The following is a 15,799-nucleotide window of genomic DNA, read 5'->3' on the forward strand; positions in this document are numbered from 1 at the left end:
TGATTGTTTCACTTACTACAATAACAAACAGTTTATTATAAAAGTATATAATATGGGGAAAAATTATACTATCTAAAATAAGAACGCGAATTGAAGTAATATTTTTCGGATTAATACCCGATTATGAACCAGAATCAATTTCACAAAAACAACCAAGCAGCTGACTACAAGAATATTGTATAAAATAATCTATTTATAATACCTCAACAGCTCAATATTTTTACGCCCTTGGGGTTTGAGGATATTAGAAAATACAGTAAGCTATATAAACAACAGATTATAAAATTGGCTAGCCAAATATTTTGAAACTAAAAATTAAAAAAAATTTTGCGTTATTTATTTATAATAATTACCTTTGCATCACCAAAACAAAAAGGCCCGTTCGTCTAGGGGTTAGGACGTTAGATTTTCATTCTAGAAACAGGGGTTCGATTCCCCTACGGGCTACAAAAAGCAACTTCAAAAGAGTTGCTTTTTTTATTTATTAGCTCCAGGCTTTAGCGCTGTAAATTGCTATTAAAGAATAAAAATTGCCTACTTTCTGTTACAATCCTACTACTAAAGTAAATTATTAATTAGCGCTTGAAAAGTGCATCTAGCACAAAATATCGATTAACTAGCGTACACGAACTTCCCAAGCAACAAAGTGATTTTCTGTAAAAAATAAGAAAATGCTCCTTATGTCAGATTATAAGCCTTTGCGTCACCAAAACAAAAAGGCCCGTTCGTCTAGGGGTTAGGTCGTTAGATTTTCATTCTAGAAACAGGGGTTCGATTCCCCTACGGGCTAGAAAAAGCAACTTCAAAAGAGTTGCTTTTTGTATTTATTATACCCTCCCATGCCCCTATGTAGGCGAGCAAAAGAGAGGTGCTACATCGATCAATAGCACAGGGTATTAATCAATCAATTTGGATTGATGCTTTTCTAAGGTATTATATACTTTTTTTACATCTTGCGAACTTTCCTTTTGCAGGAAAAGAAGCGCATCAGGTGTATCTACCATAATAGTATTTTTGAGTCCCACAAAGGCACTGTATCTATCTGTACCGATGAGCATATTACCATTTTCATCCACCGGATATCCCGTTGATATCAAATAATCATAAAGGGATTCAAAAGACCCTAAGTCAGACCACTCAAAGTGCCCTGGTATAACACGTATCTTTTTGGAACGCTCCATCACCGCATAGTCAATACTGATGGAAGGGATTTTTTTGGATAAGCCCTCATCTAGGAGACCATCATGCTGATGTTGCCATGCTGTCAGCACCGTGGAATATACCAAAGGCTCATATTGCTGTAGCTCATTCAATAACGTATCGGCACGAAAACAAAACATCCCTGAATTCCACAGGAAATTGCCGCGCTCTAAGAAATCCTCAGCGGTCTCTCTATTGGGTTTTTCCCGAAATGAAAGCACCTGATCATCACGGTACTCCATATATCCAAAACCCGTTTCTGGGCGTGTCGCCTGAATCCCGAAAGTAACAATATAACCTTCGCGTGCTTTGGCAATACCCTCTTGTATCGCTTGATCATACTGCTCCTTGCCGACGATCACATGATCGGATGGTGTCACCAAAAGGATATCCGAAGGATCTGCCGCTAATGCAGCGAATGCAATGGCTGCCGCCGTATTGCGGGGTGTAGATTCTATAATATTGGTATACGGAAGCTTCATTTCGGTTAAAACCTCCTCGCTCAAGGTATAATTATCTACATTGCCGACTACCGAAAGCGCATCACATAGATTGCGGTTGCGCTCAACAGACATCGCAAATAAAGAGCCCTCTTTGAAGAGCTTCAGGTATTGCTTTGGATTACTCTTACGTGATAGGGGCCACAATCTGCTCCCTACTCCGCCGGAGAGAATCACGTGTATTACTTTACTCATATAATTGGTTTACAAAATATTATTAAGCTATTTTTTGTTTTTCCTTTTCTTTATTTGCTACGACCAACCTTAAACTAGATGTCGAAAAGCGGTATGATCGATTATTATAATGTAATAACAAACATTATCCCTTTAATAAGCAAAAGATTTTCTGATAGATAGTTGTGCAGCTACCGAATTATTAAACATCTTACCATAATCTGCAGCGACCTTAAAGCCTATATAAAGCTGTTTTTTAAGCAAACGCTCTGCTTGTAGGTAACTCGAATACTGCATAACGGGAACAAACTGGTCTTTATATGGAGGGGCCCAAATTACTCCTGTAGATTTTCCAAATTCACTTGTTGCAAAAGTACCATAGTGTTTGGATGCAGTCAGCTTGGCTTGGAATAGCCAAGTACTCACTCCTCCACTAAATCCAATATGTCCTGCCACAACGCGATTAGAAATAAAGTAATCATTGGGGTAATGTGCCTGTCCTTCTTTGGCTGTATTTGCTGTAACAATCAATGGAGAGCCAATTCCTACATCTTTATATGACCAACCCTGTAGATAGAAAAAATTATTATAATAGTCTTCATCACCCGATTTTGTCCGCTTAGACCAAGGGTAACCCGCTTGATCTTTAGAGTAGAAAAACTCGACTAATAATTTATGCCAATCAAATTTTTTAGGTACTTTGTTAAATAATTTATTTGTTATAGTAATACCATTGAGGCCATCTCGAATATTGGCCAGCTTAGCTATTGCTCCAACATCATAAAAATTCTGTCGATAACCCATCACCTGAATATTATCCCAATCATAGGTCATCCCCAAGTCAATTGAACCTTGCTGATTACCCAATTTTGAACGAGGTACACCAATACCTCCATATGATTTCCCAAAAAATACATACCAAAGGGATTCAATTGTATTCAATTCAAAAACGTCACCATATATTTTTTTTTCAGAGCCGTATTGCGCATGATGATTAATACCTCCAAATAGATTTACACGCCAAGATTCCTTTCCAATGCGGCCATATAGTGACTTCTGATGGTATACCGTCTTTAGTCTATTATCCTCCATAGGAAGCACAAGCTTATTTTCATTTATATACATCTTACCCATATATCCATAAGAAAGATTACCCTTTAAAGATATCAATCCATCAAACATAGGGATTCGGTAATAATCAGATACAGCGAGATTCAATGAGGGAATTCCTAAGGCATTTCCAGATACCGCAAAATTACCTGAACTCAATAATGTATCTCCATTAAGTCCCATTACATCTTTTGTACGCCCCAACTTAACTTCGAAAATAGAGTACTTGGCTTTGATATGCGCATCTATCAGCTGTACATTGGCTGAGGCACCTACATTTGCCCTTGCTTCTAATGCATAGCCCCAATCCCATTTTGAACTTTCGCGGCTGAGGGCTTGATTATAGTTTTTGAAAGCATACTCTTTGGTAGCACGTACCAAAAAAGAGACCGAAGCCCCCTCAAGCGGAGTAGAACCATACTGATTGGCACGCATCCAAAAAGGAACCACCTTTGGTCCAGCATAGGTCCCCATTAGTGTAGCGTCAAAGCGGTAAAGACTATCATTTCCTTGCGCAAAGGCAGCAAGATTCAGCATGGTGATAGCCCACAATATAATGGTTGTATAGATAATTTTCATAAACGATATCGTTAAGCCTAAATCGTATTTAGGTACATATTATTAAGCTATTTTTTGCTTTTCAGACTCTCGATTTGCGACGACAGATCGCAAACTAGAGGTCGAAAAGCGGTGTGAACGGTTATTATAGTATAGTACTATGCCCTGTGCTAAGCAGTAGTCTTTTCCTGTAAAGTCAATATTGCGGTACTCTTGCCCCAGTATACGTACAGCGATTGGCAAAGCCTGCAATAGATCCAGTACATCTTCTTCTGTCTCGTACACGATAATCTCGTCTACAAAACTACAGCCTTCCAATTGGATATAACGCTCTACAATAGATTGAACGGGCTTGTTCCTTGTTGCATCACTAAGCTTAGGATTCAAATGCAAACCTACAATCAATTGGTCACACTGTCTCTTGGCCTCTTCGAGCATCATAATATGCCCGGCATGAAGCAGGTCAAAAGCACCGAAAGTAATTCCTATTTTCATAAATAAAACTATATAAAATTGGTTTATTAAAATTTATAAGGTATTAAATGATTGCTGCTCTGCAACAATTTTGCGCAAGCCGGAGCTCGAAAAACGATGATCTCTACGATTGAAATAAAAATCTATCCCCTTCTGCTCACAATATGCTCTGCCGGTAAAGTTTGTATCCTTATATTCTTCCCCAAGAATACGCACATGAACCTCATAGGCTTGCAAAATATCAAGCAAATCTTGCTCTGTAGCATAAGGGATGATCTTGTCTACATAAGCACATCCTTTGAGCTGTATATAACGCTCTACCACAGATTGAACAGGTTTATTCTTTTCGGGCCTATCCAAAGTAGGGTCTGTTTGCAAGCCACAAATCAGGTAGTCACATTGCTTCTTTGCATCTTCCAACATCTTGATATGTCCAGCATGTAATAAATCGAAACTAGAAAAAGTAATGCCTATTTTCATGATGATTTATAATTTTTCATTGGTTTAATTTATTATATTCTTATAGCTGAAGCAAATACTCCCCATATCCAGACTTGCGCAAAGGTTCAGCAATCTTGGTCAGCTGCTCCTTGTTTATATATCCCATACGATATGCCACCTCTTCGATCGCAGCAATCTTCATCCCTTGGCGCTCTTCGATCACCTGCACAAATTGTCCTGCTTGCATCAGAGATTGTATAGTACCTGTATCTAGCCAAGCTGTGCCACGGTCAAAAATACCAACCTTCAGTTTGCCTCTTTTCAAATAAGCGGCATTGATATCTGTTATCTCCAATTCGCCACGCTCCGAAGGTTTGATATTTTTAGCTATTTCGATTACTTCGTTATCATAGAAGTACAATCCTGGAACAGCATAATTGGATTTTGGATGCTTCGGTTTTTCTTCAATAGAGACGACCTCATTTTGCGCATTAAACTCCACTACACCATAGCGTTCGGGATCAGATACTGGGTATGCAAAAACAACACCACCATCTGGATTAGCAGAATCTTGTAATAATTTAGACATACCGGAAGCATAAAATATATTATCCCCCAAAATTAAGGCTACTTTATCCGCTCCGATAAAATCAGCACCTAATATAAATGCTTGCGCCAACCCATCGGGACTAGGTTGTTCTATATATTCAAATCGACAGCCCAACTGGGAACCATCCCCTAATAATTTCTTAAAATTGGGTAAATCCTGCGGGGTAGAAATAATTAATATCTCATTTATACCTGCTAACATCAATGTCGATAAAGGGTAGTAGATCATGGGCTTATCATAGACAGGCATCAACTGCTTGCTTACGGCCAAAGTCAAGGGGTGAAGCCGCGTACCAGAACCTCCTGCTAATATAATTCCTTTCATATTTATGAGTTTTATAATGAGATAATATTTAATAATTAGACGAATAATGATAATCTTAAGAAGTTATAACTTCTGTAGCATGACATCCAAGCTATCGCTCCAATAGGGAACATCAATTGAGAATACTGTTTTTATTTTTGTCTTGTCCAGTAAAGAATAATATGGTCGCTTGGCAGGTGTAGGATAACTAGATGAGGGAATCGGTATAATATCACAATGTAATCCTTTTCTATCGCGGATTGCTAATGCAAAATCATACCAACTAATCTCTCCTTCATTGCTATAATGATAGATCCCACTTTGCCATTCGGCGGCAAATAAAATCGATATAATAGCAGCTGCCAAATCCCTTGCATAAGTAGGTGATCCAATTTGATCATTTATTACAGATAAGCTTGGGCGCTCATTCATTAAGCGCAGCATCGTCTTCACAAAATTATTACCATATGTAGAATATACCCATGAAGTACGGATAATAACAGCTTCGGGAAACCACTTTTCTATAGCCTGCTCCCCTTTTAACTTGGTTAAACCATATATATTAATTGGATCTACTGGCGCATCTTCCGTTAGTGGAATACAGGAATTGCCATCAAATACATAATCCGTCGATATAGCGATCAACTTGACGTCGTTTAAGCGGCAATATTGTGCAATTTCTTCACAAGCAAGATGATTAACGGCATCGGCTAATATGGGCTCAGCTTCAGCTTTATCTACAGCCGTATAGGCCCCTGCGTGAATAATTACATCCGGTTGGTATATTCCTAAGATATCGGTAATAATCATTGTCTGTTCTAAAGGCAATTCCTTACGATCTAGAAAAAAGCATGTGATAGAAGGATGGTCTTTCAATAGTTCACGCAACTCGGATCCCAATTGACCATTGGCTCCGGTAACTAATATTTTCATAATTTAGTTTTTAAGGTAGAAAAATTTAGAATGATATGAATTGATTATTCACCAATAGATTCTAACTCTTCAACCACATGTACTCCAAATAATGCCTTAAAGCTAGGTGCTTCATTGTCCTTTTCTGACAAAATAATCTCATCGCCTGCAATTTCCCAATCAATAGCCAAATCAGCATCTAGCGGATTCACCCCGCATTCAGATTCTTTATTATAATAGTTATCACATTTATAAAAGAATGTTGCTGTTTCACTTAATACTATAAAACCATGCAAAAAACCCCGAGGTATAAACAACTGAAGATTATTTTCAGCCGACAATTTTACGGCCACATGCTTTCCGAAAGTTGCTGATCCAGGGCGTACATCTACAGCTACATCCAAAACCTCACCTTCCAAAACACGAACCAACTTAGCTTGCGCAAATCTACCAGATTGTGCATGTAATCCTCTCAATACAGCACGCGTGGAGTACGATTGATTATCTTGAACGAAGACTGTATCAGTCCCTGTTAATGTATTAAATGTCTGTCCGTTGAAACTTTCAAAAAAATAACCACGGCTATCACCATATTTTACAGGCTCAATGATATAACATCCCTGCAAATTTGTTTCTTTAATTTTCATTTTTACTTTATTACAAATTGTTTTGAGTATTTAAATGGTTAGGATTAATTGGTTAAATGTAAAATGGTGAGGATTGTTATTAGTGAGGGTAAATTGGTTAGAGTGGATTGGTTAGAGAAAATGGTGAGAATTGTTATTAGTGAGAGAAAATGGTGAGGGTAAATTGGTTAGATGTAAAATGGTTAGGATTGTTATTAGTGAGAGAAAATGGTGAGGGTAAATTGGTTAGATGTAAAATGATTAGGATTAATGTTAGAGGAAATTTAACACCCTTCCTAACTCTAACTCCCTAACTCCCTAACTCTAACTCCCTAACTCTAACTAACTCCCTAACTCTAACTCCCTAACTCTAACCCCTTCCTAACTCCCAACTCTCCCTAACCCCTAACTCCTAACTCTAACTATAACTCTAACTCCCTAACTCTAACTCCCTAACTCCTAACTCTAACTCTAACCCCTTCCTAACTCCCAACTCTCCCAAACCCCTTCCTAACTCTCCCTAACTCTAACTCCCTAACCCCTTCCTAACTACCTATATATTGTTTCTTGTAATACGACTGATAATCCCCCGAAGTAACATTATCCAACCAATCTTGATTCGCTAAAAACCAATCTATTGTCTTTGACAAGCCTTGTTCAAAAGTAACAGAAGGTTCATAGCCTAATTCCGTATTAATCTTGCTAGCATCTATTGCATAGCGTAAGTCATGTCCTGGACGATCCTTTACGAAGGTGATCAACTGTGCTGATTCACCCACTGCCCTACCCAACTTCTCATCCATCTGCTTACAAAGCTCTTTGACAAGATCTATATTTTGCCATTCATTAAAACCACCCACATTATAAGACTCGCCTAAATTGCCTTTATGGAAAACTAAATCTATCGCTTTGGCATGATCAATAACAAATAACCAATCTCTAGTAAATTTGCCATCCCCATAGATCGGAAGCGGTTTTTTATGAATAATATTATGAATACATAAAGGGATCAACTTCTCTGGAAAATGATTAGGCCCATAGTTATTAGAACAATTAGTAATAACCACAGGTAACCCATAGGTATCAGCATAGGCACGAACAAAATGATCCGAAGATGCCTTTGATGCAGAATATGGAGAGTGCGGATCATAAGAAGTTTCTTCGGTAAACAAACCCGTTTCCCCTAATGTGCCGTATACTTCATCTGTAGAAACATGATGAAAACGCTTACCTTCATAATTGTCTGCCCAGATATCTTTCGCTGCATTCAATAGATTTACAGTACCGATTACATTGGTCATCACAAATTCCAAAGGATTAGTAATAGAACGGTCGACATGAGATTCTGCGGCCAAGTGAATAATACCATCAGGTTGATACTCTTGGAAAATAGAGTTTATCTTCGCTGCATCAGTAATATCAGCTTTTACAAAGGTATAGTTCGGCTTATCCTCAATATCCTTTAGATTTTCTAAATTACCGGCATAGGTCAAAGCATCCAAATTGATAATATGAGAACTTGGATACTTTAACACAAATTCTCGAACGACATGAGAACCAATAAATCCTGCTCCCCCTGTAATTAATATAGTTTTAGACATCAAATATTACTTTATAATTTTAAACCATTAAATATGGTATAAGTACATTAATAGTAGCTAACATAATATATCATATTTAATAAGCCTTTAAACGGTTAATACCTACTCGCCAATGGCATAATAATCAAACCCCAAAGAACGCATTTCTTTGCTATTCAATAGTTTACGGCCATCAAATACAAAAGAAGGCTTTTTCATCTGTACCTTAATAGCTTGCCAATCATAGGCTTTAAATTCATCCCACTCGGTCAAAATTGCTATAGCATGTGCGTCTAATATGGCCTCTGTTGGCGTATTTACGACTGTTACCAAACGTCGGTTTGCTTCTGGGCTACGTGTTGCGAGATAGTCCAAATCTTTATAAACCTGGTCTTCGGTAACTTTAGGATCGTAAATAACAATCTCTGCTTCCTCATCCAATAAGTGATCTGCTACATAGATAGCTGCGGATTCACGGGTATCGTTAGTATCTTTTTTGAATGCCCAACCCAAGAAAGCGATTTTCTTTCCGTTGACGGTATTGTACATCGTATGAATGATTTTTTGTGCAAATCGTGATTTTTGGTGATCATTCATAATAATTACTTGCTCCCAGTAATCTGCAACAGCAGTTAAACCATAAGAACGGGCGATATATACCAAGTTGAGGATATCTTTTTGAAAACAAGAACCTCCAAAACCTACCGAAGCTTTCAAAAACTTCGAACCAATACGAGAATCCATACCAATAGCATGTGACACTTCATCGACATTAGCTTCTGTTTTCTCACATAGCTCCGAAATGGCATTGATAGAAGAAACACGCTGTGCCAAGAAAGCATTAGCCACCAATTTAGATAATTCGGAAGACCATAGGTTCGTCGTTAGAATACGATCTGCAGGCACCCAATTGGCATATACATTTACCAAAGCCTGGATAGCCTCTGCATCTTCACCGCCGATCAATACACGGTCTGGGTTTTGCAAATCCGTTACTGCAGTACCTTCTGCCAAGAATTCAGGATTTGATAAAATATCAAACTTAACACCATTACCTGTATTGTTCAAAATCGACTTTAATGCTGCTGCTGTACGCACCGGCAACGTAGATTTCTCTACCACAATTTTATCTGTCGTCGAAACTGCTGCAATCTGACGTGCACACAATTCTATATATTTTAAATCTGCCGCTTGTCCTTTACCTTTTCCGTACGTCTTTGTCGGGGTATTTACTGAAATAAAGATCATATCGGCTTCGTCAATCGCCTTAGTAATATCCGTAGAAAAAAATAAATTACGACCTCTAGCCTCAGCAACAACAGCGTCTAAACCAGGCTCATAAACAGGAAGATTGTCAAGATTTTCATCATTCCATGCTGCAATACGTGCTTCATTCAAGTCAACTATCGTAACTTGAATATGCGGACAATGCTGTGCTACAACAGCCATTGTAGGACCTCCTACATAACCTGCTCCAATACAGGCAATTTTTTTTATATTCTTCATATTTTATTTATTTTTATTAGCTAAAAGCTCCAAAAAATATTCTTCATGTTGATCAACTAAGTATTCCCAAGAATATTTCTCAGCAATAATACTTGTATTAGTCGATAAAAACTTTTCTCTATTCAAAGAATTATATTCTCTTTGATTTTTAATTATAATACTTATATCTCGATCTGTCGTAAAATATAAAGCATTATCTTCTAATACAGCTCTATTAAATATATTATCATTAGCGACTATCATAGCACGTGATGCCATCGCTTCCAACAAGGATGGATTAGTACCACCAACAGTATGACCGTGAAAATATAAGGTAGAATAACAGCGTAGAGAATTTAACTTACCAAAATCATAAACACCGCCGATAAATTGAATAGAGGCATGATGTCCGTAGGTTTCAACCAAGTATCTACCATGCGGTGTATTTGTCTTTCCAATAATAATCAGTGGTTTATCAAAATCTTCTGCCAATAAATAGCCCTTAATTACCATTTCTATATTATTCTCGGGTTCTAATCGCGCAATCAGTAAATAATAATGGTTTGCCTCTAAATCAAATTCTTTTAAGATATCTTGCGAATAATCTGTGATAACATCAGCACCATAAGCTAGAAATTTACTCTCTTTATGATATTTCTCCTTATAATAGTCCTGTATACCCAAATTGTCTGCAATTAAGTAATGGCTATGCTTAACTGCTTGTTGTTCCTCCCAAAAGACAAACTTTTGAACCAGTGGATTAAACTTAGTACGTTTGTACTCTAAACCATCCATATTAGTGATAACAATAGATTTATTATAATTTTTGATATCAAAATATATATAAGAAGGGATAACACTGGTATAACCTGCCTCATAAATAATATCAAAATCTTCTTTTTTAATAGCATCTTTTAGACAGGAGAAATCATAAAAAAAACTCCCTACAGATCCACCCATCCATTCTTCTGGACTATAGATATGTTTTATTCGAACCCCTTTATATTCTTTATCCTTATACGGATGAAAATGTGGAGAATAAACTACCACTTCATGGCCACGTGAAGCCAAACCAACAGAGATATATTCGGCAAATTGTTCAAAACCACCATAGTTATTAGGAATTCCCCTCGTGCCTAAAAAAGCTATTTTCATTTGATATTTCGTTTTTAAAATAATATTTAGTTATAGATCTGCTCGTCAATACAAACCCTTTTCAAACATTGCAAAGTTTCTTGTGTCTTACTCTTCCAAGTATAAAACTCAGGCAAACTAAAATCTTGTTTAACACATTCCTTTTGCTTAACCATATCCGAAAACTCTTCTTTGGTATTAGCAACAGATATAAAAGCATCCATATCACCCATACCTGCACCTAATGTCCCCACAACCTGTAAGCCTGATGCCAAATATTCATACATTTTTATCGTGTCTGCACCATGTTCTAAGTGATCAGTTACATAAGGTATTATTCCGATATCAAAATTAGTTACATAACTGACATAATCAGAATATTTCTTATCGCCTAGGTAATGTACATTTTTTCGCATTATTATCCTTTTAAAGACCTGCTTGTCTAGGATTTGACCGACTAAAACAAATGTTTTATCTGGGTTATTTAGCGTAGCATAATTAAAAAAATCATAATTAAATAAGTGTGTAATTTTACCCCCAAAACCAACTATCGATCGACCTAATTTTTTTAAATCTTCAGGAATAGGGTAATCCTTTTGAAAGCGAGAAATATCAACTCCATTTTTAATTAAAACACAATCACTAACTTTGTAATGCTCTTTATAAAAATCGATGTTTTTTTGAGAATTTGTTGTCCAAACTTTAGCCGAAAAAGCTAAAGATTGATAGGCATTTCGAAATGATAATTCATATTTACTATTATCAGGGAATAAAAGAAAATTATCCCAAGCATCAAATACCGAAGGTAATGAAAGTGCAGAGACAAAAGCACTTGAAAAAATATTTTGACTATAAACTACATCTATTTCTATTTTCAAAAAATCGAGACATTGTTTATAACCAGCAATAAAAGAAACATCAGAAAAACTATCAAAAAACCACGATTTCCCTTTACGTAGCAAGCTAAATATATCATCACTGATATAATCGTATAAATAGGTCTTATCGTCCAGTTTATATAAATGCACATTTTTATCTTTAAACAATAATTCGCCTTCTATCTTTTGATTTCTTTTTTTCAAAAACAATTCTAAAAACGTAATTGGCCTGTTTACAAGCAATAGATGTTCAACATTATCATCTTTCTGGAGATGTGATATAATATGTGAATCCCTAGTTCGCGAACCTTCTGTTTGAATTTTGCGCCAATCATGATATGGTATGCAGGTAATATTCATATTTATTTAAATTACTAGGTATTAAGATTTACAAAATTGTTATAACAAAATATTCAAAAGAGTAGAGTAAAATTTCCTATACAGTTTAAATAAAGAAAAAATAAATCTACTTGCTAATACTATTTTTTACTGTTTTTGAAGACTTTATGAAACATATTACTATACAGTGATGCTATAAACTTACTACTAAACTTTTCGGTATATATATTTAATTCATTTACGACTTTTTCATAACCTTGATTATCAATTTGTGATATCTCTAGCAAAAGAGAAGATAATGATTCTATAGAATTTGTTTGAAAAACAAAGCCAGTCTTACCATCAATCACAAACTCTACAAACCCCTGTTGATCAGAAACAATTGAGGGTAGATTAAAACTAAAAGAATCAAATAATGGCCCTGATTGTGTTACATCTTGATATGGTAATACTATAAAATGATGTGTATTAAACAAATCAGGAATTTCTGAATTAGGGACAAATCCTATTCTTAAATCATAAAATTTTTTATTTTTAAGATTATCTTTTACATTGTCCCAGTCGGGGCCATTTCCAGCGATAGTTAAATAAATATTACAATTATCACGTTTAATTAACAATTCAATAGCATCAATCAAAACATCTAAACGTTTATAAGAATGAATACCGCCAAAAAACAAAATCTTTAACCCTTTATCAATATTTGGACGAGATGTATTAATGACACCCGCATTTTTTTTACTTAGGGGTATAACGAAAGCATTTTGTTGGTGAACTTTCGATTTCAAATATGATTTCTGAGCCTCAGAAAATGTTTGAACATATGTAAATGAAGATAATACAGCATGATGAAGAATTTTATTAGAAATAGAACTACTATTACTATGTTGTAAAACATCATGAGCGCCAAAAATTTTTCTTCTTTTTGAAAAAAATAAAGAAAATAAATACGAATATGGATCTTTTAAGTATTCAAAATACAAAATATCATAATTTGAAAGATAAAGATCTTTAAAAAGATTCCAATATGAGGGAAAATTTACAATACTTCTTCTTCTTTTCTTTAGTTCAATTACTTTCAATCTAATATTCTTATTCTCAGCAAATGATTGTAAATATTCAATTGAAAACCGAGGGTTTCTATTCAAGATTACATACCAAGTAATATCAAATTCTAAATTTAATTTATCAAGAATTGGAATATCTACATCAACAAATGAATCTGCAGACAAAAATGCAACTTTTAGCTTCATACCTTATGTTTGCTTATTCTAAAATAAATTGGTAATGAATCCATTACTGATTTTAGTAACATTAAATAGGATATTTGATATCTTTTTCTATTTTTTAGCCAAAAAGACATTTTTTTTACGGGTGACTTAGCTAAATCCATTTTCATAATTAACAGCTTCTTCTTTTTAAAAAACCATTCTAAGTTATTATCTATAAGAGTATGAAATTTTCTATCTATACTTTCATCAGGTAAATTCTTTAAGAATTCTTTATACCAATTGTATTCAAGCTCCATCGCTTGCAGTTTATAAACTTTACCACCAGTACTAGTAATTGTCTGAGAATTAACTCTATACTGAAAAACTAATTTTGGCAAATTAATAATTCCGTTATTACGAGCTACAATATAACTTGTTATATCATCTGATGCCCAAGCAAGTGGTAATTTATAGAATCCACCAAGGCGCTGAAGGACTTCCTTCCTATAACAAAAATCCCCAATATATTGAATTCTACCGTTCCAACGGTGCCATAACATAGAATATACACTCTCTATCTCAGGTCTACATTCTTGAAGGGAAGAAAAATTAGAATCCTCGTCTATTATTTCAGTCCATCCATGAAAAATATCAATATTAGGATATTTAACAATCATATTATGGTATTCCATCAAACAATCTGGTAATAGTTTATCATCATCGCCTATACATATCACAAAATCACCAGTAGCCAAATCCAACAATTTGTTCCAATTATCTACAATATTTAAAGCACCGCAATTAATCTCATTTTTATAATATCTTATCCTATCATCATCATAAATATTAATTATTTCTTCTATAGGCTCAGGTGAAGCATCATTTAGAATAACAAGCTCGAAATCTCTATAGCTTTGTAATAATATACTATTTATACACTCTTCAAAAAATGTGGATTTATATGCGGGTATTAGAATTGAGAATTTCATATTTACGATTATTCAATTGTATTGTTTTAATGATTACACCTAATAATAACATAGTTATAGGCCAAGCACCTAATGCTCCTGTACTGAATGAAAACAGTAAGAACATAGCAGTTAATGCCAAACCAAAACCAGTTATCTTTTTATTAAATTGCCTATTTCTATTTTTTAAAAAATAAAAAATAATAACGCCGAAAAAAGAAAATTTTGTTAATATTCCAATCAATCCTTGTTCAATTAACCAAACATAAATAATACTTTCAAAACCTGCCATTTCTGAATCTAAAACAGCATTATCTCTATCTCCCCAACCTAATTCTTTAGTAATATAGTCATATCCATTACCACGAATAGGTGAATGCAAAAAGTAATTAAATGCTCCTATAGTTTGAGCCTCACGCATACTAACACTACTACCTCCAGTACTCTCACCACCAGTAATAAATATATCTAATACATTATCGACACTTTTTTGTAAAATTGGAATTGAAAAATATCCTATACTAAGTATAATAGAACAAGTAAATATTCCTAATAATATTCTATGAGCTTTAAAAGAAAGAAGGATATATAAAAATAATGCGAATAAACACACTAACAAAACAGTTCTAGAAAAACAAAGGACTACTCCTATTAATCCTAAAATAATTCCAATTGTTAAGCTCTTTTTTTGTTTAATTATCGAGAATAAAAACACAAAATATAAGACAATTAATGAAGAAATATAACCATAATTGAATGACATATCAAAGGTCGAAGTCGCTCGATAGCGCTCAGCTGTGCCTTCCAAAACTTTTCGTCTTGTCTCAAAATCACTCTCTCCACCTTTAAAGAAATTATTAATAACAAATTCATAATAAGGATTAGAATTGGATACAAAATTGAAAAGACCATATAAACCCACAAAGATCATTGAATAAAAAACAGGTTTGCCTAATCTTATTATATCTTTTTCATTAGAAACTGTTACATAGCCTAAAAATAAAATCAAATAGGTGTCCGTCATATCTCTAAATGGAGCATAAAATTTATCGAAAAAAGACAAGCGATTGTCAAAAACACCAATAAACAATGAGCCTATTACTAAGAAAATAATAGTTGACTTTAGTGGGAATATTCCCCAATTAAATTTAAGTCTGTTAAAATTATATATATGTGTAATTAAGAGAGTGAAAATTAACCACCTACCAATAGGCATTTTCAAAGGAAAATCTATAATCATAATCATTCCATTAATTAATAACATAGGAATTAATACCCACAATAAACTTTTATAAT

General features: G+C 34.7%; 14 protein-coding genes and 2 tRNA genes. 2 read left to right on the top strand and 14 right to left on the bottom strand.

The window, feature by feature from the left end; all coding sequences use genetic code 11:
- Positions 1-375: 375 nt before the first annotated feature.
- Together IP023_RS14015 and IP023_RS14020 are read left to right on the top strand one after the other, a co-directional pair.
- A tRNA-Glu gene (locus IP023_RS14015) sits at positions 376-447 on the top strand.
- A 271-nt stretch (positions 448-718) separates the two neighbouring features.
- Positions 719-790: transfer RNA gene (locus IP023_RS14020), tRNA-Glu, on the top strand.
- Positions 791-896: 106 nt separating this feature from the next.
- On the opposite strand, the gene IP023_RS14025 is transcribed toward IP023_RS14020, so the two are convergent.
- From IP023_RS14025 to IP023_RS14090, 14 genes are all read right to left on the bottom strand, one after another.
- Positions 897-1,895 carry a mannose-1-phosphate guanylyltransferase gene (locus IP023_RS14025; RefSeq protein ID WP_241791024.1) on the bottom strand — a complete coding sequence of 333 codons (999 nt, stop codon included), beginning with the start codon at positions 1,893-1,895 and terminating at the stop codon, positions 897-899.
- A gap of 132 nt (positions 1,896-2,027) precedes the next feature.
- A complete protein-coding gene (locus tag IP023_RS14030) occupies positions 2,028-3,563 on the bottom strand; it encodes a capsule assembly Wzi family protein (RefSeq protein ID WP_241791025.1) in 1,536 nt (511 codons plus the stop codon).
- Positions 3,564-3,605: 42 nt separating this feature from the next.
- Complete coding sequence (locus tag IP023_RS14035) at positions 3,606-4,037, bottom strand: adenylyltransferase/cytidyltransferase family protein (RefSeq protein ID WP_241791026.1); 432 nt, start codon at positions 4,035-4,037, stop codon at positions 3,606-3,608.
- A gap of 33 nt (positions 4,038-4,070) precedes the next feature.
- On the bottom strand, positions 4,071-4,496 hold the full coding sequence (locus tag IP023_RS14040; RefSeq protein ID WP_241791027.1) for an adenylyltransferase/cytidyltransferase family protein: 426 nt from the start codon (positions 4,494-4,496) through the stop codon (positions 4,071-4,073).
- Between the two features lie 40 nt (positions 4,497-4,536).
- The gene (rfbA, locus tag IP023_RS14045; RefSeq protein ID WP_241791028.1) at positions 4,537-5,391 is read right to left on the bottom strand and encodes a glucose-1-phosphate thymidylyltransferase RfbA; all 855 of its coding nucleotides are present in this window, start codon (positions 5,389-5,391) and stop codon (positions 4,537-4,539) included.
- Between the two features lie 63 nt (positions 5,392-5,454).
- Positions 5,455-6,303: a dTDP-4-dehydrorhamnose reductase gene (gene rfbD / locus IP023_RS14050; protein WP_241791029.1), complete on the bottom strand. Its 849-nt coding sequence runs from the start codon at positions 6,301-6,303 to the stop codon at positions 5,455-5,457.
- A gap of 44 nt (positions 6,304-6,347) precedes the next feature.
- Positions 6,348-6,929, bottom strand: a complete 582-nt coding sequence (gene rfbC / locus IP023_RS14055) for a dTDP-4-dehydrorhamnose 3,5-epimerase (protein ID WP_241791030.1) — start codon at positions 6,927-6,929, stop codon at positions 6,348-6,350.
- 524 nt (positions 6,930-7,453) lie between these two features.
- Positions 7,454-8,509 (bottom strand): dTDP-glucose 4,6-dehydratase, encoded by a 1,056-nt coding sequence (gene rfbB, locus IP023_RS14060; protein WP_241791031.1) that lies wholly within the window; start codon positions 8,507-8,509, stop codon positions 7,454-7,456.
- Positions 8,510-8,611: 102 nt separating this feature from the next.
- Positions 8,612-9,994 (bottom strand): nucleotide sugar dehydrogenase, encoded by a 1,383-nt coding sequence (locus IP023_RS14065; protein WP_241791032.1) that lies wholly within the window; start codon positions 9,992-9,994, stop codon positions 8,612-8,614.
- 3 nt (positions 9,995-9,997) lie between these two features.
- Positions 9,998-11,128 carry a DUF1972 domain-containing protein gene (locus IP023_RS14070; protein WP_241791033.1) on the bottom strand — a complete coding sequence of 377 codons (1,131 nt, stop codon included), beginning with the start codon at positions 11,126-11,128 and terminating at the stop codon, positions 9,998-10,000.
- 26 nt (positions 11,129-11,154) lie between these two features.
- A complete protein-coding gene (locus IP023_RS14075; protein WP_241791034.1) occupies positions 11,155-12,345 on the bottom strand; it encodes a glycosyltransferase family protein in 1,191 nt (396 codons plus the stop codon).
- A 119-nt stretch (positions 12,346-12,464) separates the two neighbouring features.
- Positions 12,465-13,577 carry a glycosyltransferase family 4 protein gene (locus tag IP023_RS14080; protein WP_241791035.1) on the bottom strand — a complete coding sequence of 371 codons (1,113 nt, stop codon included), beginning with the start codon at positions 13,575-13,577 and terminating at the stop codon, positions 12,465-12,467.
- On the bottom strand, positions 13,574-14,524 hold the full coding sequence (locus tag IP023_RS14085; protein ID WP_241791036.1) for a glycosyltransferase: 951 nt from the start codon (positions 14,522-14,524) through the stop codon (positions 13,574-13,576). The genes IP023_RS14080 and IP023_RS14085 overlap by 4 nt, the downstream gene beginning before the upstream one ends.
- Positions 14,493-15,799: O-antigen ligase family protein (locus IP023_RS14090; protein ID WP_241791037.1), on the bottom strand; the 1,307-nt coding region annotated here is incomplete at its 5' end. The genes IP023_RS14085 and IP023_RS14090, both read right to left, overlap by 32 nt.

This window comes from Sphingobacterium rhinopitheci (assembly GCF_022627575.1).
In the GTDB taxonomy this organism is placed as follows: Bacteria; Bacteroidota; Bacteroidia; order Sphingobacteriales; family Sphingobacteriaceae; genus Sphingobacterium; species Sphingobacterium rhinopitheci.